Source organism: Specibacter sp. NPDC078709 (assembly GCF_040686795.1).
GTDB lineage: Bacteria > Actinomycetota > Actinomycetes > Actinomycetales > Micrococcaceae > Specibacter.
Map to the genome: position 1 here is coordinate 36,411 of NZ_JBFBLU010000002.1, position 22,681 is coordinate 59,091.

General features: G+C 60.4%; 15 protein-coding genes. 10 read left to right on the forward strand and 5 right to left on the reverse strand.

All coding sequences use genetic code 11. The features are described 5' to 3' along the window. Nucleotides 1–199: 199 nt before the first annotated feature. From AB0P14_RS04280 to secA, 4 genes are all read left to right on the forward strand, one after another. Complete coding sequence (locus AB0P14_RS04280) at nucleotides 200–460, forward strand: phosphoribosyltransferase family protein (protein ID WP_363838285.1); 261 nt, start codon at nucleotides 200–202, stop codon at nucleotides 458–460. A gap of 128 nt (nucleotides 461–588) precedes the next feature. Beyond that, nucleotides 589–1,284, forward strand: a complete 696-nt coding sequence (raiA, locus tag AB0P14_RS04285; RefSeq protein WP_363838288.1) for a ribosome-associated translation inhibitor RaiA — start codon at nucleotides 589–591, stop codon at nucleotides 1,282–1,284. Between the two features lie 49 nt (nucleotides 1,285–1,333). Then, nucleotides 1,334–2,560 (forward strand): crosslink repair DNA glycosylase YcaQ family protein, encoded by a 1,227-nt coding sequence (locus tag AB0P14_RS04290; RefSeq protein ID WP_363838291.1) that lies wholly within the window; start codon nucleotides 1,334–1,336, stop codon nucleotides 2,558–2,560. Between the two features lie 76 nt (nucleotides 2,561–2,636). Continuing rightward, nucleotides 2,637–5,417 (forward strand): preprotein translocase subunit SecA, encoded by a 2,781-nt coding sequence (gene secA, locus AB0P14_RS04295; protein ID WP_363838294.1) that lies wholly within the window; start codon nucleotides 2,637–2,639, stop codon nucleotides 5,415–5,417. Nucleotides 5,418–5,568: 151 nt separating this feature from the next. Here secA and AB0P14_RS04300 read toward each other — a convergent pair whose 3' ends face one another. Further along, nucleotides 5,569–6,225, reverse strand: a complete 657-nt coding sequence (locus tag AB0P14_RS04300) for an Rv3235 family protein (protein ID WP_363838297.1) — start codon at nucleotides 6,223–6,225, stop codon at nucleotides 5,569–5,571. Nucleotides 6,226–6,315: 90 nt separating this feature from the next. Continuing rightward, complete coding sequence (locus AB0P14_RS04305; protein ID WP_363838299.1) at nucleotides 6,316–7,104, reverse strand: LysM domain-containing protein; 789 nt, start codon at nucleotides 7,102–7,104, stop codon at nucleotides 6,316–6,318. Between the two features lie 174 nt (nucleotides 7,105–7,278). Between AB0P14_RS04305 and AB0P14_RS04310 the strand changes: the two genes are divergently transcribed. Next, nucleotides 7,279–7,854, forward strand: coding sequence for a hypothetical protein (locus tag AB0P14_RS04310; RefSeq protein WP_363838302.1), 576 nt, complete (start codon nucleotides 7,279–7,281; stop codon nucleotides 7,852–7,854). 44 nt (nucleotides 7,855–7,898) lie between these two features. Here AB0P14_RS04310 and AB0P14_RS04315 read toward each other — a convergent pair whose 3' ends face one another. Beyond that, nucleotides 7,899–8,117 carry a helix-turn-helix domain-containing protein gene (locus tag AB0P14_RS04315; protein WP_363838304.1) on the reverse strand — a complete coding sequence of 73 codons (219 nt, stop codon included), beginning with the start codon at nucleotides 8,115–8,117 and terminating at the stop codon, nucleotides 7,899–7,901. A gap of 196 nt (nucleotides 8,118–8,313) precedes the next feature. On the opposite strand from AB0P14_RS04315, the gene AB0P14_RS04320 reads away from it, so the two are divergent. From AB0P14_RS04320 to AB0P14_RS04335, 4 genes are all read left to right on the forward strand, one after another. Continuing rightward, nucleotides 8,314–8,955, forward strand: coding sequence for an SAF domain-containing protein (locus AB0P14_RS04320; RefSeq protein ID WP_363838307.1), 642 nt, complete (start codon nucleotides 8,314–8,316; stop codon nucleotides 8,953–8,955). Nucleotides 8,956–8,984: 29 nt separating this feature from the next. Further along, a complete protein-coding gene (locus tag AB0P14_RS04325) occupies nucleotides 8,985–10,595 on the forward strand; it encodes a chromosome partitioning protein (RefSeq protein WP_363838310.1) in 1,611 nt (536 codons plus the stop codon). Nucleotides 10,596–10,663: 68 nt separating this feature from the next. Next, on the forward strand, nucleotides 10,664–15,535 hold the full coding sequence (locus tag AB0P14_RS04330) for an NAD-glutamate dehydrogenase (RefSeq protein ID WP_363838313.1): 4,872 nt from the start codon (nucleotides 10,664–10,666) through the stop codon (nucleotides 15,533–15,535). 118 nt (nucleotides 15,536–15,653) lie between these two features. Further along, nucleotides 15,654–17,132, forward strand: a complete 1,479-nt coding sequence (locus AB0P14_RS04335; RefSeq protein WP_363838316.1) for a histidine kinase N-terminal domain-containing protein — start codon at nucleotides 15,654–15,656, stop codon at nucleotides 17,130–17,132. Nucleotides 17,133–17,373: 241 nt separating this feature from the next. Here AB0P14_RS04335 and AB0P14_RS04340 read toward each other — a convergent pair whose 3' ends face one another. Further along, entirely contained in the window at nucleotides 17,374–17,622 is a 249-nt protein-coding gene (locus AB0P14_RS04340; RefSeq protein WP_038469266.1) for a WhiB family transcriptional regulator, read from the reverse strand. 233 nt (nucleotides 17,623–17,855) lie between these two features. On the opposite strand from AB0P14_RS04340, the gene AB0P14_RS04345 reads away from it, so the two are divergent. Further along, nucleotides 17,856–18,365 carry a hypothetical protein gene (locus tag AB0P14_RS04345; RefSeq protein WP_363838320.1) on the forward strand — a complete coding sequence of 170 codons (510 nt, stop codon included), beginning with the start codon at nucleotides 17,856–17,858 and terminating at the stop codon, nucleotides 18,363–18,365. Between the two features lie 59 nt (nucleotides 18,366–18,424). Here AB0P14_RS04345 and AB0P14_RS04350 read toward each other — a convergent pair whose 3' ends face one another. Continuing rightward, nucleotides 18,425–22,678, reverse strand: coding sequence for an FtsK/SpoIIIE domain-containing protein (locus AB0P14_RS04350; protein WP_363838323.1), 4,254 nt, complete (start codon nucleotides 22,676–22,678; stop codon nucleotides 18,425–18,427). Nucleotides 22,679–22,681: the final 3 nt, after the last annotated feature.

Consider the following 22,681-nt stretch of genomic DNA (forward strand, 5'->3'; position numbering starts at 1 on the left):
TCCCAGCACTGGCAGCGGTTGGCGGCGCCGCGGCTACGACCCCGTGGCCCTGCTCCTGAGGACCCTGGTAAGGGAAGGGCGTCTACCCTTCGGTATGGAGGTGGTGCCCTTGCTGCGGATCAAAACCAGGCTGCCGTGGCACCGCCGGCACCAGAAGGGATTGGGCCGAGCAGCCCGAAGGCGAAATATCCGTAACACTATGAAAATCAAACAAAAATTTGTGCGCAGTTTTCGGCTGAAAGCGAAGCCATCCGGCCAAAATGTTATCGAAGTTGTGTTGGTTGACGACGTCCTGACTACCGGTTCCACTCTCCGCGAAGCGGCCAAAACACTGGAATTATCAGGGTTTCGAGTCCGGGCCGCGGTGGTGCTGGCAGCGGCTCGAGCCCCGTCCGGGACCTCAGCCGATGGTCACGAAGAAGGACGCGCGGAAAACAATTTGTGTCCAAAAGATGAATAAAGCCATGCAGTGAACTAACGTGAGTAAACGGGTACCTCTTTCGAGGGGAAACCGCCCGTCGGCGGTCTGGAGACAGCACCAAATATGCTAGCCGGCCGCCGTGTCACCGAAGATATTTGGAGGGCACCATGGAGTTCATGATCACCGGTCGCAACTTGAGTGTTTCGGACCGATTCCGCGAATATGCAGGCGAAAAGCTCACGAAGATCGAACAGCTGACCACCAAGGTCCAGAGGGTCGATGTGAAGGTTTCCAAGGAGAGCAAGGCCCGCACAGCAGAGACCCCACTCACAGTTGAGTTGACGGTTCTGGGTCGTGGTCCGGTCATCCGCGCGGAAGCTGCCGCATCGGACAAGTTCGCTGCTTTTGATCTGGCCTACGGGAAACTGCTCGAGCGTCTCCGACGTGCCAAGGACAAGAAAAAAGTCCACCACGGTCGTCACGCTCCTGTTGCAGTGAACGAAGCCACCGGGTCATTGCCTCCCGTCAGCAGCTCTGAGCCCATCTATGCCCAGAGCGCACCGGAGGTTGTTGAGGAGAAGTCGCCCTACGACATCGAGAATGACATCCCCGCCGGCGATTCACCTGTGCTGATCCGGCGCAAGGTTTTCCCGGCCACGGCACTGTCCCTGGACGACGCCGTTGACAACATGGAGATGGTGGGACACGACTTCTACCTCTTCATCGATTCCGCAACCGGCATCCCCTCGGTTGTTTACCGTCGCAAGGGATGGACCTACGGAGTTATCTCATTGGATGACAATGCCGATATGGTCGAAGAAATTTCTGCCTACCGTTCGCCGGATGAGCCGGTCCGCGTCTAAACCAGACCGGATTGTCAACGTCCCGCACTGAGTCCAAGGAGCTGTGTCGATGAGTGCAAGCCTGAGCCTTTCTCAGGCCCGGCGCATCGCACTTAAAGCTCAAGGACTTGCAACCGTCCGGCCCACCCAACCCGTCACAGCGCGGATGGTGGGCCGGACTTTTGCCCAAATACAGCTTGTGCAGATCGACTCCGTTAACGTCCTCTCACGCAGCCACTACCTACCGTTCTTTTCCAGGCTGGGCCCCTATCCCCAGTCCGTCGTTGACGGACTGGCCGGGACGGCGCCCCGCAAGCTCATGGAGTATTGGGCTCATGAGGCCAGTTTTATTCGCCCCTCACATTTTCATGACCTTCGGCAATTCCAGCACCGGCGCTGGGCAGGCTCGGGCGATATGGATCCAGCCGTACGCGATGCGCTCGAAGAGAGCATTATTTCCGTGTTGACGCGCAGCAGAGCACTGACTGCCCGGGAAATTGGGGAACGAATTGGCCACCAAGAAGTCACCGACCGCAGCCACTGGGGATGGAACTGGAACGCCGTCAAACGCACTGTGGAGGGACTTTTTGAGCGTGGGGTAGTCGGGGCGGCCTCACGCAATGATCAGTTCGAACGCCGCTACGCCTTGATTGAAAGGGTCTTGCCACCCACTGAGCGCGGAATCTTGGCGCCGGGGGAGAAGATGCCGGAAGTCGATAAGAATGCAGCCTTACTCCGGCTGATCTCCGCGGCGGCCAGTGCTCACGGTATCGGCACCCTCAGATGCTTTGCCGACTACTTCAGACTTCCGGCCAAGGCAGTGGCTCAGGGGATCGGACAGCTAGTGGATTCCGGGGAACTGGAACCGGTGACGGTAAATGGTTGGTCGGAACAAACATATTTGCACGCCAGCGCCACCGTCCCACGCGCGGCGGTAGCCAGCGCGCTGCTGAGTCCCTTCGATTCGCTGGTCTTTGAACGCCGACGGCTCGAAAGGCTTTTCAATTTCCACTACCGGCTGGAGATCTACACGCCTGAGCCGCGCCGAAAATATGGATATTACGTGTTGCCGTTTCTGCTAGGCGAGAACATTGTAGCTAGGGTTGATTTGAAAGCCGACAGGCAAGCCGGCGTTCTGCGAGTGCGCGGCGCCTATGCTGAAGCCGAAGCGCCCAAGGATACCGCGCTACATTTGGCAACTGAGCTGGAAGCTATGGCGAAATGGCTAGGGCTGGGGACCGTCGTCGTACATGAGAATGGGGACCTCTCAGGGAAACTGCAGGCCGTACTGCCATAATTGGCGGTGGGCTGTGCGTCTTCTCACGTAGACTGAACACGCCACTTTTAGGCAGCAATAGATTGGGAGCAATTTCGTGCCATCACTTCTTGAGCGAGTTCTTCGCACAGGCGATCGCAAGACGCTTAAACGACTCAATGTCCTCGCAGACGCCATTGATTCGCTGGAGGATTCATTCCAGACTTTCACCGACGCGGAGCTGCGCGAGGAAACAGACAAGCTCAAGCTCCGCCACGAAGATGGCGAATCGCTCGATGATCTGCTGCCGGAAGCCTTCGCCGCGGTGCGCGAAGCCTCGTCACGCACACTCGGCCTGCGCCATTTCCGTGTCCAGCTCATGGGCGGTGCCGCCCTACACCTGGGCAACATTGCTGAAATGAAGACCGGTGAAGGTAAGACCCTAGTGGCTACGGCCCCCGCCTACCTGAACGCGCTCACCGGCAAGGGCGTTCACGTGGTCACGGTGAACGATTACTTGGCGCAGTACCAGTCGGACTTGATGGGCCGTGTCTTTAGGTTCTTGGGTCAGACTAGCGGTTGCATTGTGTCCAATCAGGACCCCTCAGTGCGACGTGCCCAGTACGCGGCCGACATCACCTACGGCACCAACAACGAGTTTGGTTTTGACTATCTGCGCGACAACATGGCGTGGAGCCAGGAAGAATTGGTCCAGCGCGGCCATAACTTCGCCATCGTCGATGAAGTTGACTCGATTCTCATCGATGAGGCCCGTACGCCGTTGATCATTTCCGGTCCGGCCTCAGGCGACGCCAACCGCTGGTACGGCGAGTTCGCCAAGGTAGTTCAGCGTCTGAAGATTGAAGACGACTACGAGGTTGACGAGAAGAAGCGCACTGTCGGCGTTCTCGAAGATGGCATTGAAAAAGTCGAGGACTACCTCGGCATCAGCAACCTGTACGAGTCCGCCAACACGCCCCTGATCGGGTTCCTCAACAACGCCATCAAGGCCAAGGAACTCTTCAAGCGCGACAAGGACTACGTCATTATGGACGGCGAAGTCCTGATCGTTGATGAGCACACCGGCCGTATCCTTGCCGGCCGCCGCTACAACGAAGGCATGCACCAGGCCATTGAAGCCAAAGAAGGTGTGGAGATCAAGGCTGAGAACCAGACCTTGGCCACCGTGACCTTGCAGAACTACTTCCGTCTGTACGAGAAGCTCTCCGGCATGACAGGTACTGCCGAGACCGAAGCGTCCGAGTTCATGGGCACCTATTCGCTGGGTGTTGTCCCGATTCCCACGAACAAGTCCATGCAGCGCGTGGACCAGGCTGACCTGGTCTACAAGAACGAGGTTGTAAAGTTCGACGCCGTGGTGGCCGACATTGCAGAACGCCACGAAACCGGTCAGCCTGTCCTGGTCGGTACCACCAGCGTTGAGAAGAGCGAATACCTCTCCAAGAAATTGGCTGAGGCAGGCGTCAAGCACGAGGTCCTGAACGCTAAGAACCACGCCCGTGAAGCCGCGATCGTGGCCCAGGCCGGCCGCCGTGGCGCTGTCACCGTTGCCACCAACATGGCCGGTCGAGGCACTGACATCATGCTCGGCGGTAACGCAGAATTCAATGCTGTGGCTGAGTTGGCTGCACGTGGACTCGACCCGGAAGAAAATGCCGAAGAGTACGAGGCGGCCTGGGACGAGGCGTTTGAGGAAGCCAAGCTGGCCGTCAAGGACGAGCACGAGGCTGTTTTGGAAGCTGGTGGCCTGTACGTTCTGGGTACCGAGCGCCACGAATCACGACGCATCGACAACCAGCTGCGAGGCCGTTCTGGCCGTCAGGGCGATCCCGGTGAGTCACGCTTCTACCTCTCACTGACCGATGATTTGATGCGCCTGTTCAACTCCGGTGCAGCCGAGCGGCTCATGTCACGATCCTCCATGCCTGATGATGTGGCGTTGGAATCCAAGCTGGTGTCCAAGGCTATTGCTTCTGCCCAGGGCCAGGTTGAAGGCCGCAACGCTGAGCAGCGCAAGAACGTTTTGAAGTACGACGACGTCCTAAACCGTCAGCGTGAAGCCATCTATGGTGACCGCCGCCGGATTCTTGAGGGTGGAGACCTGCACGAAAAGGTCCAGCACTTCTTGGAAGACACCGTCAACGAGATCATCGACGCTTCGCTGAGCTCCGGACACGCCGGTGACTACGACTTCACCACGCTCTGGAGCAACCTGCGCACCATCTACCCGGTCACCGTCACGGTGGATGAAATTGCGCAGGAAGTGGGCGGCGAAGGCCGGATTACCGCTGAACAGCTCAAGACCGAGCTGCTCTCAGATGCCCGGGTTGCCTACCAGGAACGCGAAGCTGCTCTTGGCTCAGAAACCATGCGTGAGCTTGAACGCCGCGTCGTGCTTTCCGTAGTGGGCCGGAAATGGCAAGAACACCTCTACGAGATGGACTACCTCAAGGAAGGCATTGGTCTGCGGGCCATGGCCCAGCGCGACCCCCTCGTGGAGTACCAGCGCGAAGGCTACGAGATGTTCCAGTCGATGATGGCCTCCATCCGCGAGGAAAGCATCGGATTCCTGTTCAACTTGGAAGTTCAGGTTGAGAACGCTCCGGCTACGGCCGTGGGCGTGGTTGCCGACGCCCCTGCCAACCTCATGAAACGAGTCGAGGGCGGCGCCGCAGATGCAGATCACGACCATGCCCATGCGGCCCCTCGCATCACCGCTCCGGGCCTAGAAGCTCCGGAACGCCCGGCTCAGCTGCAGTTCACGGCTCCGGATGCTCAGGGTGTTGCTGAAACCCATGTTGAGCGACGTAGCACCGGCGGGCTTCCGCCATCGGCCAAGCGTCCGGCCACGAAGAATAAGAAGAAGAAAAAGCGCTGATTCATCTTTGGATCCACGCTGATTCGATTTTATGAGAATGCCGCCGTCTGGCGGAATGGTTGCAGAGAATTCTGCGACCGTTCCGGCAGGCGGCGGTTTTTTCTGGCCATCCAATTCCTCCCCAGCCACGGCACTCCTTGACCAGGTCTAGTCAACCGATACGCAGTGCCGTGACCTTCCACATGCCCTTGGATAGTTCTAGGCGCATGGCGATGGCGCGGAATCTGGTTCTGTCGGCAACCACCACGGCAGTCTCAAAGATGCCAGGCTCTACGGCGAAGCAGTGAACCGAGTGGACCCGTGGCTGTCTGTGTAGAAGACGGACGTTGTCAGGGTGCCCCTCGCGGCTGCGGTGGCGGTCCTGTTCCCGGCAGGCTTGGGCATAGAGACGAGCCCGGGTTGTCAGGGCGCTCAAACAGCGGACATCGAGCCAGCGTGCAAGTTGCTGCACCGAGCGGACCCCGTTGATGATTTCCAAGGCACTTTGGGCAACCTTGCAGGACATATTGCTGACCACTGCGCGCTCTGCCGCCTCCGGGTCTAGGCTCGCCACCGTGCCAGTGTTGTCCGCCATGCCAGTCTTGCCGGGCCGGCCCGCCTTGCCAGGCGTGCGCGCCGAATTTCCAGTGCGTTTGCCTGGCGTGGCTGTATCGCGAGCGTTCGTTCGGAGCTGGTCTCCACGGGTGCCCTGAGGAAAGAGTTTCACCAGATTGTCGGGCGCTGCGGTAGTGCCTTGGGTGGCGGCAACTGCTTTGACTGCAAGCAAGGTGGTGGGTGCGGTTGTTTCAGAGATGGCTGCTGTACTCACGGTGTGCTCCTTTGCACTATGTTGGTGCCGCCAGCGCTGGGGGTTAGCTGCCGGCAGCTTTTCTACCCTGATTGTTCGTTGGATAGGGAATCAGTAATTGCCCGGCGCATGTAAAACTTGGCCCGGAAGAATGAGGTTCGGATCGGCACCGATGGTGGTGCGGTTGGTGCTGTACCACTGTGGCCAGGCGAGGGCGACATCCACGTCGCTGGAGTATGGGCCCAAGGCCTCGGCCACAATCCCCCAGAGTGTGTCACCACTTTTGACGACAACGTCGCCAGTCTCGGGGTCAAAGGACTCGGCAGTTCCAGACTCGGGGTCGCCCTGATCGGTTCGAGGAGGTTGGCGGATCAACAGATCGGGTTCAGTCTCTGGGGCGTTGGGCACCCACTTGGGGTCCACTGGAGGCGCTGGCGCCAGCAGATCCTGCGCGGCGGCGCTGGCGGCAGCTGTGGTTCCACTGGGTGTGACCGGAGCTGTGGCGACGGTCTGTGCCTGCCAGAGCGGATCTACCCCGGGGCCTTGTGCTGCTCCTGCTAGTGGTGCCGTGAGCAGGTTGATGCCCACCACTGCGGCGACTACTCGGCGCATGAAAGCCGGTGATAGTCCTGCCATGACGGCTGAGAGGTGGTGGGCTCCGAGCTTGTGCGCAACGGCGGACAGGCAAGCGCAGAAAAGGGCGAAGCACCACCAGCACAGCAGCGCAATGCCGATGCCTGCCCCGGCTACGCCCAGCAGTTCGGGCAGGTCAAGCACCAACGCCTGAGACCTTCCGCTCCAATGCAGCCGAAGCAAGGAAAAACCACTGAAGATCAATGCTGATCCCAGGAAAACGATCGCGGCTGTCATAGCCACATCGGCCCGTGTTTGTGATTTCACGAGAACTCTCCTTTGAGTACTTCTGACCGTATTTGATCTTTTTAGACATCATTTAACATCGAATGACGTTGTTCAACTCATTTTGAACCCTTAATGCTTCGCTGTCCAGAGTCTGCGCAGAGCTTGTGGATGGTCGGGGTTGACTGCCCTGCGGGCTACGCCTAGCGTGTCCGCATGCGGTGGGAACTTCTTTTCGGTGACATGGAAGCGCAGTGGCACGCCTCGACGCAGCAGGATTTCGAGCAGTACGTCAATGAACTGGCCCGCATTGAAGCATCCCAATTGACTCTTACAGAGGCGCTGCGGGGAGCCTGTGGACAGCAACTTTCCGTGGTCATGTGTACAGGTTCGGCCATCCACGGTGAGCTTCTGAGGGTGGAAGGGACGTGGGCGCTGCTACGGGAGGGGAACAACTCGGTCATCGTGCCGCTGGAAAAAATTGTGCGGATTCACGGCTTAGGGCTGGCTCGTCGAGAGTCCGCCAGCACGTTGAACTATTCGCTAGCAGCTGCCTTGCGGCTGTTGGCAAGGAACAGGTCGGTGGTGGTCCTGGAGCTCGACGCCGCAGCTCAGGCGGGCTCCAGCGCGGTGCGCATTAGGGGAGTCCTGGACCAGGTGGGAGCGGACTATATTCAGCTCATGCAATTGGCCGACGGCGTGGGGCGCGACTCCGGAAACCGGCAAGGCTCCGTGGTGGTTCCGATCGGACGGCTGGTATCCATTGCCTCTTCACCGGAGAATGAATTCTGAATCAGGCCAGCTAGCGCGCCGACCACCCGTCCGAAAGCGCGCAGTCAGCTAGCGCTAGCGGGGTTTTCGGCGGCTAGCATGGCCCGGGCTGCCGCGTGCCGATCGTCAATAAACTGTTCAAACTTCGCTTCGTCCACCCGCCATTGCCCCCGGCCACCAATTTGGAAGGCCGGCAGTTCACCGCTGTGCACCAGCGCGTAGCAGGCGGCGGCTGAGATCTGCAGTTGTTCGGCCACATCGGCCAACGTCAAGAATCTAGGCATACCTCCATTATCCCCCCGTTAGCTCCCTTTAGCGAGGTTGGACCACGTTATCCACAGTGTCGTTAGCGCCGGAGTTCTCCACAGATTTGGTCGTTTTCTCAAAGACCCCTTTCAACCTTGGTCAATCAACGGTACAAATAGGAGACGGCAGCGCGGCTCGCACAGCTGCTGGCACGGTCCTGAAGGGGGCGGAGCTATGGCGATGGAGACGTCGGGACCGGCGCCACGGTTGAGCAAGCCGTCGTGGAAGGACCCACGGCTGCTCATTGGCATTTTGCTGGTACTGGCATCTGTGGCCGGGGTGGTTGCCTTGGTGGGCAACGCCGACAGCACAGTCCCCATGTATGCGGCCAAAGATGCGCTCGTGGTGGGCCAGAAGATCACCGCGGAGTCCTTCACCGTGGTGCAGGTCCAGCTCGGAGACGTGGATGGAAAGTATCTTGATCCCACCGATGAATTGGATGTAAATGCCGTCGCTGTTCGCATGGTCCCCAAGGGCGAGCTCGTCTCCCGCACTAGCATTGGCCGGATCGACGCACTGGATCGTAAACCGGCCCCGATCAGTATTACCGAGCCGCTCCCCAAAGAAGTGGTGGTGGGCGCTTATGTCGATGTCTGGGTGGCGCTGCCGGATGATCGTAATGGTTTTGTTGAGCCAGTCCTGATGCTGCCCGGAGCCGAAGTAGCTTCCCTGAGTGCGGCGTCCGGGACCTTGGGTGCCAGCAAGAATATGGCGCTCATGGTGCTGGTGACTGACGCCCAGATGCCCAAGTTCCTCGGTGCCGTGGCCAACAAAGCCAAGGTCTCGGTGGTGTGGAATCCCGGGGCAGCCCAATGAGCTCAGCGGCGGGCGGCCCCACTAGTCCTGTGAATCCAGTGACGGTGGTTGCCGTGGGAGACACCCCGTCCGGCGTGATTGCGGAACTGGCCAAGAGGACCGGCACTTTACGGATTGTGCGCCGTTGCCCAGAGCTTGCCGAACTGCTGGCCGCTTGTCAGAACGGGCTGGCTCAGGCAGCCGTAGTGGCTGGCGGCGCCGATGAATTGAGCGCCACTTTGGTGGATCGGTTGGCTGCTGTCGGCGTCAGTGTCGTGGCCATTGCCGCTACGGAGACCGAAGCGCAGCGTCTGCGAGGCTTGGGAGCGGTCCCTGTGTCGGAGCAGGCTACGCCGGAGCTGCTGAGCCAGGTTGTTGTGTCCGCAGTGCAGTCCCGCAGGTGGCTGGATGCCGCCGGATACGCTGTGCCCACTGTGCCCGATGGCCGTGTCGCATCCGGTGGAAACTTCCGCCAAGACCCGTACGACGACGTGTCCCCGACTGCCGCAAGCTCCGGCGGCTCCGGCGGCTCCGAGCAGGGTGCCGCTCCGGACGGCACCAGCGGTCCGACCGCTGGAGTTGACGGTCAGTCGGATGACATCCAAGACAGGCCGCCGCGCAGCAGACCCGAGCTGGCAGCGGCGGGTGCCCCTGCAAGTTTGTGGGCTCGGACCCGGCAGCGTTTTCATCACCAAGCTAAGGCAGCGGAGGACCCGAAAAGCGGTACCAAAGCAGCCAAAGCAGCCAGCGCAGCCAGGGATCCCTCGCAAGCAAAATCCCCAGCGACCACAACGGAAAAGGATGCGCTTCCGGGCGGCAGCACACTGGTGGCAGTATGGGGTCCCATCGGATCACCCGGACGTACTACCGTGGCCATCAATCTGGCGGCGGAACAGGCCGCGACCGGCATTAACGTGATGGTGATTGACGCCGATAGCTACGGTGCCAGCATTGCTGCTGCATTGGGGCTGCTGGAAGAGTCGGCGTCGTTCGCACAGGCTTGCCGGGCCGCCGATCAGGGGTCTTTGTCGGCGGCCCAATTCGCGGCCATCACCACGAAGGTGGTGTTTTCGGGTGGAACCTTCTCGCTGTTGACAGGTCTGACCAGGGCCGACCGCTGGCCGGAGCTGCGGGCGGCGGCCGTAGCTAGGGTGCTACAGCGGGCACGGGAATCGGCCCAGCTGGTGGTGGTCGATTGTGGCTTCTCACTCGAGAACGATGAAGAGCTCAGCTACGACACCATCGCCCCGAGACGCAACGCAGCAACGCTGGCCGTACTCGCCGAGGCCGACGTTATTTATGCGGTGGGCAGTGGGGACCCGGTGGGTATTCCGCGTCTGATCCGCGGCATGAATGAACTCCAAGAGGACTTTCCAGCCACCCGGGTAGAAGTGGTGGTGAACAAAGTGCGCCGCAAAGCCGCGGGCCGGGCTCCGGAGAAGGCTTTGGCTCAGGCGTGGGAAAGGTTTGGGCCGTCCCTGCCCATCCGTCATTTCCTGCCGTGGGACCCGGACATATGTGACCGTGCGCTATTGGAAGGGCGGCTCCTCTTGGAGATCGCCCCGGACGCACCGCTGCGCAAGGCCATCCGCGAGATCGATTGTGCAGCTGTCCAACAGAAGCCACAAGTTGCTGTAGCAAGCGCCACAGCAGAGCTCTAAAATCGGGGATAGGCTCAGTTCAGGACTGCAAAGAAGCGGTCTTATCTCTTTGACGGAGGCGCTAATACATGTCATCGCACACATTCACTCACGATCCCGTGCAGGAGCAACCACGGTTCGGCGGGCAGTCATTCTTTGATGACTACTTTGTGCAACTGTCGGTCGAGGACGCAGATCTCTACGATCCTGCTGTGCTCAAAGCCCGGGCCCTGCTCCACCAGCAGGTGGCGGCTATTCGAACCCCCGGACAGTCCACTGTGGACATCCGCGATGAACGCGACGCCAGCGTGGTGTACATCGTTTCCGATGACATGCCGTTTTTGGTTGACTCCGTCAGCGCTGAACTTGTGCGCCAAAAACTGGCCATCCACTTGGTGACACACCCCGTATTTGTGATCTCCCGGGATAAGAAAACCCACACGCTGACCGCCGTCACCAAGGTCCCCTCCCACGCAGGCATCGCCAGCGGCGACACCTCCGCCATGCCCAACATCGCCCACCTGCTCGGCGACGGGGACAACACCTCCTTCCTTGAGTCGTGGATCGCCATTGAAATCCCCAAGATCGACGACGACGCCAAGTTGGCGCTCTACGCCGGCCTTGCCAAGGTACTCGGCAACGTGCGCGCCGCCGTGGAAGACTGGTCCGCCATGCGCGAGAAGGCGCTGAGCCGGGCAGAAATTCTGGCCACCGTGTTGGCCGGCGAAGATTTAGTGGACCTGCGTGAAGCAGAGGACCTGCTGCACTGGATGGAAGCGGACAACTTCACCTTCCTGGGCTACCGCGAATACGATCTTGAAAAGCGTGACGGTGAGGACGTGCTGGTCAACCGTGAAGGCAGCGGCTTGGGCCTGTTGCGGGACGGTTCCAGCCACCCCACCGTGCAACATCTGACCACCACCGGTCGGCGCAAAGCCCGCGAGAAGCGTGTTCTGGTCATCACCAAGGCCAACTCCCGCTCCACCGTTCACCGCGGTGCCTACCTCGATTACATTGGCGTCAAGTCCTTTGACTCTCAGGGCAACGTCAATGGCGAACAGCGCTTCATCGGGCTGTTCTCCTCCGCCGTTTACACCGGTTCTGTGCGCAATATCCCGGTGGTCCGGGAGAAGGTTGAAGCCGTACTGCGGCACTTTGGCTTCCCCCCGAATTCGCACTCCGGCAAGGACCTGTTTGCTGTCCTGGAGACCTACCCTCGCGATGAACTGTTCCAAATGGAAGTCTCAGATCTGATCGAGATCTCGGAAGGAATCCTGAGGCTGGCCGAACGCCGTCGGACACGGTTGTTCCTGCGCCCGGACATCTACGGCCGCTTCATGTCGGCGCTGATCTACATTCCGCGTGACCGCTACACCACCGCCGTGCGGCACCGCATCGAGCAAGAGCTCATGAACACCTTCAGCGGCGTGTCCATCGATTTTGAGGCGCGCATGAGCGAGTCCTCGCTGGCCCGTCTGTTCTTCCGCATCCGCCTGCCTAAGGCCTACATGGTCCCGGCCGATCTGCAGACCGCTGAGCTGGAGCAGCGGCTGGTACGGGCGGCCCGGTCATGGCCCGAAGGTGTTGCCCAGGTGCTGCGCGAATCCCAACCGCGGGACGTAGCGGAGCGGTTAGTGCCCAAGTGGTCCGACGCGTTCCCGAACAGTTACCGGGTTGATTTTGAGGTGGAGGATGCCCAGGCGGACATTGCCCGCTTTGAGGAATTTGACGCCGCTTACAAGGCTGTCATTGCGGCCGGGAAGGGCCCGGATCAGTGCGCTCCCGGCATGCACGTCTACCTGCCCGCCGGTATCGACGAGCTGGAAGAGGACGCTCGCGTCAAGCTGTACATGGCACACCCGCAAAGCCTGAGCAAGATCCTCCCGTACTTCCACAACCTGGGGCTGGAGGTGCTCGATGAACGGCCCTTCGAAATTGAAACCGCCGACAAACGTGACTTCTTCCTCTACGATCTGGGCCTGCGGTATCCCAAGGGTGTAAACCCATTGACGACGGCGGATCTACTCACCGAGGCGTTTGGTGCCGCAATTACGGGCCTGAGCGAGTCGGATAACTTTGACCAGCTGGTCCTGACCGAGGGCATGCACTCGCGCCAGATCGTCATTCTGCGCGCCTATGCCAAGTACATGCGCCAGATGGGTAACACCAACTCCTTTGGCTTCATTGCCAACACTCTCCTGCACAACGTTGCGGTGACGCGCGGCCTGGTGGAGCTGTTTGAGGCTCGTTTCGATCCCGCTGTTGATGAGCTGGCGCGTCCGGCCCTGCAGGAGGCGATCCACGCCAAGCTCAACGAAGCGCTGGAAAACGTGCCGACCCTGGACGCCGATAGGGTCCTGCGCACCTTCACCAACTTGGTTGATGCCACGCTGCGCACCAACCACTACCGTGAGCGCGATTACCTGAGCTTGAAGCTGGATCCTGGAGCCATCGCTGGCCTACCCGCACCGAAGCCCATGTTCGAGATCTGGGTATATTCCCCCCGCGTTGAAGGCACGCATCTGCGCTTTGGCAAGGTGGCCCGTGGTGGACTGCGCTGGTCCGATCGCCGTGAGGATTTCCGCACCGAGGTGCTGGGCCTGGTCAAGGCACAAACGGTTAAGAACGCCGTCATTGTGCCCACCGGTGCCAAGGGTGGCTTCTTCGCCAAACAACTCCCCAACCCCGCCGTGGACCGTGGCGCGTGGATGGAGGAAGGCCGGGAAAGCTACAAGACCTTCATCCGTGGCCTGCTGGATGTCACCGACAACCTGGTGGCCACGCCAGAAGGTGAAGTCGTCGCGCCGCCGGAGAACGTGGTTCGCCACGATAGCGACGATACCTACCTGGTGGTGGCAGCCGACAAGGGCACCGCGTCGTTCTCCGACACGGCCAACGCCATCTCCGCCGAGTACGGCTTCTGGCTGGGCGACGCCTTCGCTTCGGGCGGCTCGGTGGGCTATGACCACAAGGCCATGGGCATCACCGCCCGCGGCGCATGGGAATCCGTCAAACGGCACTTTAGCGAGTTCGGCGTGGACACCCAGACCCAAGAGTTCACAGCCGTGGGCGTGGGCGATATGTCCGGAGACGTATTCGGCAACGGCATGCTGCGCACCCGCCACGTGCGCCTCGTGGCGGCCTTTGACCACCGCGACATCTTCCTTGACCCCACCCCTGACGCAGGGGCAGCCTTTGAGGAGCGCCAGCGCCTGTACGATCTGCCGAGATCATCCTGGCAGGACTACAACAAGGACCTCATCAGCGCCGGTGGCGGCGTGTTCTCACGCTCACTGAAATCCATCCCGATCTCCCCGGAAGTAGCTGTGGCGTTGGGTCTGCCCACAGGAACCGTGAAGCTCAGCCCTCCAGAACTGCTGCAGGCCGTGTTGTTGGCACCCACCGATCTGCTCTACAACGGCGGCATCGGCACCTACATCAAGGCCAGCACCGAAACTAATGCTTCGGTAGGAGACAAGGCCAACGATCCCATTCGTGTCGACGGTGCTGATCTGCGCGTAAAGATCATCGGCGAGGGTGGAAACCTGGGCATGACCCAGCATGGCCGGGTGGAGGCAGCCTTGCACGGGGTCATCCTGAACACGGACGCCATCGATAACTCGGCGGGTGTGGATTGCTCCGACCATGAAGTGAACATCAAGATCTTCGTGGACCGCATGGTGGTCGCCGGCAAGCTGGACCCGGCAGACCGCACAGGTTTCCTGATGTCCATGACGGATGAAATTGGGCAGTTGGTCCTCGAGGACAACATTGAGCAGAACATTCTGCTGCTCAATGATCGAACCAAGGTGGTTCAGTGGAGCCCCAGCTACGAACGGTTCATGAACTGGTTGGAAGAGCACGCCGACCTCGACCGTGAGCTTGAAGCCCTCCCCAGCAATGCTGAACTGCAGGAACGGCTCGCTTCCGGGCAGGGGCTGACTTCCCCGGAACTTGCCGTGCTGCTGGCGTACGCCAAGATGGAGCTGGCCAAGGCCCTGAGCAGTAGCGACTTGGCGGATGACCCGTGGTTCAAGTCAACCCTGCGCAGCTACTTCCCTGCAGAGTTGGCCGAACGCTTTGATGAGGAGCTGGATACGCACCCTCTGCGCCGGGAAATCATTGCCACAGTGGTGGCCAATGACATGGTGAACGTGGGCGGCATCACTTTCGCCTTCCGTGCCATGGAGGAATCCTCTGCCAGCGAAGTGGTGGTTGCCAAGGCTTTTGTGGCCCTGCACGAGATCTTTGATTTCAAGACCATGGCCACCATGCTGCGAGAACTGCCGCCTAGCTTCCCCACGGAGCAGTGGAGCACCGTGCACCAGGATATGCGCCGACTGCTTGACCGTGCGGTGCGCTGGCTGGTCAACGACGGGATCGGGCAGCAGAGCATCCAGGAAGTGGTGAACCGCTTCCAGCCGGTGGTGAGCAGTTTGGCGCCCCGCATGGGTGACTTCTTCCAAGGCGTTGACGTGGATCGTGTGGAGAATTGGTACAACCGTGCCACCTCCTTTGAGATGCCGGAGGCGTTGGGCCGCCGCTGGGCGGAGCTCTTTGAGACCTTCCCGCTGTTGGATGTGGCCAAGGTCAGCGAGGCTCTGGGCGAACCCCAGGACACCGTCGCCAGCGTTTACTACGCCATCTACAACCGCTATGGTGTGGATGCCTTGCTGGAACGCATCACTGCGCTGCCGCGTAATGATCGGTGGCAGGCTTTGGCCCGTGCCGCTCTGCGCGATGACCTCTACGCGACCACGGCTGATATGACGCGCAACGTCATGAGCAGCACCGAGCCTGAGGCCGCCACCATGGCTCGAATTGAGGCCTGGGAAGCGCAGAATGCGGAGCAGTTGGAGCGGGCCATCAGGATGTTTGCCGAGGTCAACGAGCTGGAAGAGGATGATATGGCGTCGTTGTCGGTAGCATTGAGGCTCTTGCGTTCAATTGTGCGGCGTTAGTCTGCCGCACCTCATCAGTGCATTGCGTCCCTTGTGGATGTAACCGTAACGATGCATTAGTTAGTGCGGCGCCCTCTGTTGGCAGCGGGCGCCGCCACCCACGTTTAAAGGAGCCCGCATGGCAATTTTTGCCGACATGATCAGGGAGAATCCCGGGTTGGGCCCGGGCGACGCCGAATGGCTGCACCTTTTGGTGGGGGACTGGCAGATGATTGCCGATCTCTCCTTCGCCGACCTCGTTTTGTGGTTCCCGGCTAAAACAGGCGAGGGCCATGTGGCGCTGGCCCATGTGCGCCCTTCCACCTCCCACACCATGTTCCACGCAGACTTTGTGGGGGAGCGGATCCAACCCGAACTCGAGCCGCTGGTCCAGGCAGCGTGGAAGAGCCAAAATATTGAGCGTTCTCAGGAGACCAAAATTTGGAGTCCTGAAATGGCTATGCGGGTGGAGGCCATTCCCATGGTGCGCAACGGCCGAACTCTGGCTGTCATCACCTCGCACATGGACCTTTCCAGCTCACGGATGCCGTCCCGGCTGGAACTCACTTACCGGCAGTGCGCTTACGATCTCTTGAAGATGGGCACTCTGGGGCTGTGGCCCGATTTTGCTTCTCCCACCGGTTCCCGCCGTGGAGCCCCGCGTGTGGGAGATGGTTTGCTCCGCCTCGATGTGGACGGCATTGTGCAATATGCCAGCCCCAACGGTGTCTCGGCGTTCCGCCGCCTGGGCGATGGTGAGTCCCTCGAAGGCCGCTCACTTGCGGAAGTCACCACCGGGTTGCTCAAGGACCGGCGCATGGTGGATGAATCATTGCCGCTGGTGGTGACCGGGCGGATGCCGTGGCGCACTGAAATTGAGTCTCGGGGTGTCAGCCTGTCGCTGCGGGCCATCCCCTTGCGTGATGGCGCAGAACGTTTTGGTGCCCTGGTGTTGTGCCGCGATGTCTCGGAGCTGCGCCGCAGGGAACAGGAGCTGGTGACCAAGGATGCCACCATCCGCGAGATCCACCATCGGGTGAAGAACAACCTGCAGACCGTGGCCGCGTTGCTGCGCATGCAATCCCGCCGGATGCACAGCGAGGAAGGCAAGCAGGGCTTGGAGCAGGCCATGCGTCGAGTAGCCACGATTGCTTTGGTGCATGAAACGCTGTCCCAGGGGCTGGCGCAAAACGTTGACTTCGACGAACTCATTGACCGGCAGTTCCGGCTCTCCGCCGAGGTGGCCTCACCGTCCCAGCGGGTGCGCACCGAAAAGGAAGGCGCCTTTGGCGAGCTGCCCAGCGATTTCGCCACCCCGCTGGCACTGGTGATCAATGAACTGGTGACCAACGCCGTCGAACATGGTTTGCAGGACCAGGGCGGAACTGTCTGGCTGATGGCAAACCGGTTCAAGAATAAATCAGGTGATGACGCGCTGATCGTGAAAATCGCGGACGACGGCGTGGGCTTGCCGGAGGGGAACATCGCCGAGGGCTTGGGGCTGCAAATTGTGCGGACCCTGGTCACCAGCGAACTGGGCGGCACCATCGACTGGTCGACGCGCGAAGGTGGCGGCACCGTAGTGGAACTGCAGATGGCGCTAATCAGCAGGCATTGATTTGCCGGTCTTGGTTGAGACTGCAGCTGATGCGATTTGCGGGTTTGAGACTGCAGCTGATGCGATATAAATCGGGTAATTATCGCATCTGCTGCAGTTTGAACTGGGATCGCGGCGCGGCCTGGCGGGTTTAGCGGTAGTAGGTCCAAATCCGGGGTTAGAACTCCGCTAACCCCTATCCGGTGTTAAAAAACTGACCCGCAGCAATCAAAAGATTGCTGCGGGTCAGTTGGAGCGATTACTAGCTGGCGCGACGGGCGCGAGCTGCGCGGCGCTTCATAGCGCGACGCTCGTCTTCACTCAGGCCACCCCAGACGCCTGCGTCCTGTCCGGATTCGATAGCCCACTTCAAGCAGGTGTCAATCACGGGGCAGCGACGGCAAACGCTTTTTGCTTCCTCGATCTGCAGCAAGGCCGGTCCGGTGTTTCCCACTGGGAAAAACAGCTCCGGGTCCTTGTCGAGGCAGGCTGCGCGACTACGCCAGTCCATGCTGATCAATCACTCCTTTTAGAACGGGAGGCTACTTGTGAAAAATTTCACGTTAGGCCACATAAGAAAGGGCCCTATCTGGGCCCCTGTAGGTCATTGACTTAAGCCTGTCATGTTAACTCTGCGTAAACAAGGGGTTGAGGTGGAAATAATAGCCTATAAGCGTGAGCGATGCGTCACAATGACTCAGGGTTTCGCGGCCACTTTACTGCTATCTCCGATAGGGTGCTGTTGTGCGCAACGATCCTCAAACCCCAGCTGACCTGCCCCTCCCAGAGGACCATGACGCGGTGGATTCAGCCCTAGATGGCAGTCCCAACAATGGCCCAGTAACCCGCCCGCTGGGAGTCTTTGTCGTCACCGTGGTGGTGGGACTGGAAGCGCTGGCGCTTGGAGTTCTGGGTGTTTGGTCAATCTTTTCCCTGCTGACACAGCCCAGCTATTCTTTGGCGAGCTCAATCTTTTTAACGGTGCTGCTCTTGGGGTTGGCCGCCGGCTTGGCAGCTGTGGCGGTCAACGCTTTCAAGGGACTTCGCTGGACCCGGTCAGCCGCCTTTGTCTGGCAATTACTCATGGTGGCCATCGCTGTGCCAGCACTCTTGGAAGGCCAAGTGCTCCTAGGTTTGGTGCTTTTGGTGCCGCCACTGGCTGTTGCCTACTTCTTGTTCACACCCAAGGTGGTGGCGTTCTCGCTGCGTACGGCAGCCGAAGACTCCCAAGAAGGCGAAGGTAAACTCCTCTAGCTTTCCTGGTCCTGTTCTCAACCTTGGACACAGGCACGCCAGGAAGAGACCCAGACACGCTAGCCAGAGCTGGCCGTTGGTGGACCCCCGATGAAGGGGACCTGGAACCACTCCCTGCGTAGGGCATCGATCAAGACGGCGCGTCCGGGAGGTTCTGATCCGGCAGTGTCTAGCCGAACGCCGAAGAGTTCTCCATCTGTGGCTCGCTGCGGCCGCAGGACCACCCCCTGTTGGGCGGTCCTCAAGCCCCATTCAAGCGGTAGGCGAGACATCGCAGGCCCAGGATAGGGCAGAGCTACTACCAGCACACCTCCTGCAGCTAAGTATTGGTTGGCGATCTGAAGCTGCTCGGCTGCCAGAGTTAGGGGGTTGTCTGCGAGCAGCACTTTGCTGGTCGTGTCAAAGGAAGCGTCGGCCGAGACATCGCTCAGCCATGTTGTGGTGGCAAGGTGTGCGAGCATCCGCAGGAAGCTGCTCTTTCCAGTTTGTGGACCGCCCAGCACGGGAAGCACGGTGCCAGGTTCGAGTCGGACGCTCACGGGATCTTCTCCATCCCCGCCGATCCCCACCATCAGCGACATCCCAGCACCATTGCCAGAAGTAGTCTGAGGTAGCCCGGCAAGGCAGCCCAATTCGGCGAGTTTGATGAGTTGTGTAGGGGAGACGGATTCCGGCAAGGGGCTGACACGAAGTGCCTGTCCGGCAAATGAGTGCGCTCTAAGCTGCGGTGGTTTTCTGGAAGCTGACACAGCCGGCGCTGTCACACCAAGCTGCGCCACGTGCATGCTATTCGTGGGCGGGTCGGCATTGACAGAGTTGATGGGTCCGTCCACCGCGGCCCGCCCGGGCAGCGGAGCAAACTGGGGAATGCACGGCCACAGCATTGTCGATTCCGCAGGGCTCCCGTTGCTCAAATACATTCTGTTGGGAATCGCGGCCATGAATCCAGCGGTGAGCAGCTCCCGTCCACCGCCAACCACCACGATCAGATTCTTTCCTCCGAAGCGGACCAACTCAGCAATGACATCTTCGGCCTCGTGCCACGGGCTAGATCTGAAGGCAGAGGCCCAACGGCCCCAATCGGTGATGCACAGCAGCAGCGGGTGTGTGCTGGTTCCGGCAGAATCCCTCAACCGCTTGACCAAATGCGCCGCTGCCCGCAGATGCTGAGGCGTCAAATAACTACCCACCCAAGAATTGGTGGCGAATTCCTGAAGCGAACCATCGGCATCGAGGAGGTACAGCAAAGGAACCGTGGAGGAATCTGACTCCGGTGCGTCCGTGGGCTCCGGTAAGTCGGCCGCGGAATACAAAACTCTGTCCACCAATAGAGCCACGGCACGGGAGGTTTCCGAAGCCGTCCCGAAACACGCCACATGGGAATGCTGCAGAGGCAGCCACACTAGGGGCTTCAGGCGCTGCTGTTCCGGTAAATCCACCAGCCCCAGTAACACTGTTCCTGGGCCGCTCGCAGCCTCCGCCACCGACAGGTGCTCGGAAAGGTCATTGAGCATGAACTTTCCCTCGTCGGCAAGGGACACTTCGCTCGGTAATTCGGGAGCCACCACGGCCGGAGCAGCAACTAGGGCAGAGTCGTCCGCGCAAGCCTGGCGCCACGCCTGCGTCATCAGCTCCGCCACTCCATCAACTCCACTGGCGGTCGCTGTACCTGCAGATCCCGCCCATGATCCCGAAGCGCCACTGTCCAGCTCCGCTTCGTCCGCGCGCTTCACCCGCGGCACAAGTCCCGCGCCAGAGAGCGGCAAGCCCAGAACAGCGCTTTGAAACTCTTCAGCACCACCACCCGCCCGGCTGATATAGGCACGACCTGGAGTGGCGACGGCGATGTCTGCCGCTACCGTGCTGCCAATAACGTCGACCGAATCAAAGCCGGATTGCACCCGCAAACAAATGGAACTGGTGACGTTAGCGCGAATATCGGCGTTCACCGCACCTTGAGGCCGTTGCGTGGCCATAACTAGGTGAATACCCAAAGACCGTCCTACCGCAGCAATCCGCATGAGCTCGGCCATAGCCTCAGGGAACTGGTCCACCAACACACGGAATTCATCAATCACTATCACCAGGTGTGCCATGCCATAACTGGAAGCGCCGTTTCCCAGCAGGTGAGCGTGGGTGCGGTAGGCGGCACTGTCAGCAGCATCGACGGTCGACAGTGCGGCTTCCCGCCGGTGCAACTCCGCCCGCAGCGACGCCAAGGTTCGGTCCATCCCGTGGCCACCCAGATCGGTGACCAATGAACTGGTGTGCGGCAGTTTCCCTAAGGTACCCAGCCCAGCACCACCCTTGAAATCAACGAAGACAAACTGCAGGTCAGCAGGGGAGTGGGCGGCGGCAAGACTACCCGCCAGGGTCCGTAGAAACTCTGACTTTCCCGAACCAGTAGTTCCACCCACAAGTAGGTGTGGACCGTCCTGCTGAAAATTGAACAATGTGGGTCCGGCCAGCGACCTACCGATGGGCACCGGCAACAACGGCCCACCCGCTGACCGCGCCCATGCAGTAGTCAAGGAAGCGGCATTGCACTGCTCGGATAATGGAAGGTAGTTTGCGGCGAGGGAACCGCCGGCTTCTTGCCGCTGTGTAGCCGCCATCCATGCACGACGTCGGGCATGAGCCGCAAATACTTTTGGCGGCACACCGTCGGGAATGAAATCCCCTCCAGCCCACGAAGCAGCAAGGCCTGGTCCATCCGCACGGAGCATGATCAGGTTTCGCTCGGAGGAAGCTGCCGGAGCAGTATCGGTATCGTTCGCAGTGAAGTGGAGAGTCCGGACGTAGGACCCCAAAGCCATTCCAGCACTATCAACATTCCCCACCATGAGGAGCACACAAGGCGCCGCATAGGAGCCGTCGCCAACAGGCCGGGATGTGCTGGCGAGCGCCTGCTGCGTGGCAGCTGCGGAAAGGGTGACTTGGGTGTGGGGCAGGAATCGGGCAGCCCACGGAAGGCTGTCCGCCGGACCCCACAAAACCACTGGGATAGCTGCCGCATCAAGTTGCATCAAAACGAAGTTCAACAGAGCCAGAACTGGTCCCCCGGGACCGCCGATGGTCGTGGGCTCCACGCTTAAAGGAACGGTGAAGGGCTGCGCGTGCAGGCGAGGAGCAGTAAACCCCGGATCGTGAGTTTCCGGGGCGATTTGTGCGGCACGGGATGCAACCCCCACCCGAATGGCAAGGTCAAGCGGAGATGAGGAATTTGGCCCCGCAACAGTGGTGGGTTGGATGCTTGCGAGCTCCAACACGAGAGTTGCGGCGTCAGGAAATGTACGCTCGGCCCGCTCGGTGTCGCTGTCAACGGCGCGTGAGACCTCGAGACGGAACGCTTTGCGGCGTCTGCCTCCGCCAAGCAGCGGAACAAGCACGGTCACCGCTCCCATGGCAGCGAAGGCCAGAAACATCGGTGACCCCGTAAACACTGCCAACGCTGTGCCCAACAACAGTGGAAGCAGCCCTGTCAGCAGCATCGCTAATGAAGCGCGGGAAGACCCGGACAGATGGGGTACGGCAATAGTCTCTGTGGCTGAAAGATTCAGTAGGCCGGCAGCAGCGGTCGTTGCAGTCGCGGATGAGCCTCGAGCCGACACGCCGCCAGCAGCAGCACAAGAAGAACCGGCAATTCGCGCGGACACTGAGGAGCTCAGCAGTGAAGCGTCGGTGGGGTGTTGTGGGGGAAGTCGGAGCTCCACAATGGAGTTCCCGCAGCCGACGCGGTGCCCGGTCTCCAGAGTTACTGTGCCATTGATGGCTTGGGCGCTCGCCGTAGGCCCGTCTGCGAGCCGATGAAGCAAGAATCCCGAGGAGCCGTGAGTCGCCGTCAAGGTGATACGTGCGGAGCCCACCACCAAGGTTCCGTGGTGCCGGGACAGAGCAGGATCTGGCAGATGCAGCCGGCACTTCCCTCGGCCCAGACTGTACGTCCCTCGCTGCAGAGCAAAGACAGTTCCAGCGGCAGGACCTGAACAAACAACCAAAAGTGCCAAAGCCCCAGCCCCTGAAGATTCTGCCGCGTCGTGCGTTTCAACCACTACGGGCACCGTGCCGGCAGGCCATGCAACGACCGCTGCCCCGTCGCACAAAGGTGCGGTTCCGGGAGTCAGCGTGTCAAGCGGCTGTCCGGCCACTGTGAAGACACAGCCTGGCCATTGCAATTCCAATGCTTGCCGTAGAGAGACGCCGGAGCATCCTGCCCCAGCAGCACCGGGCGGCCACAAAATACTGAGCTCCTGCGTCGAAAAACCCGCGTCTTCCGCAGAAGCCCCAGCCACCAGTGTGATCTCTAGCCTCATCGC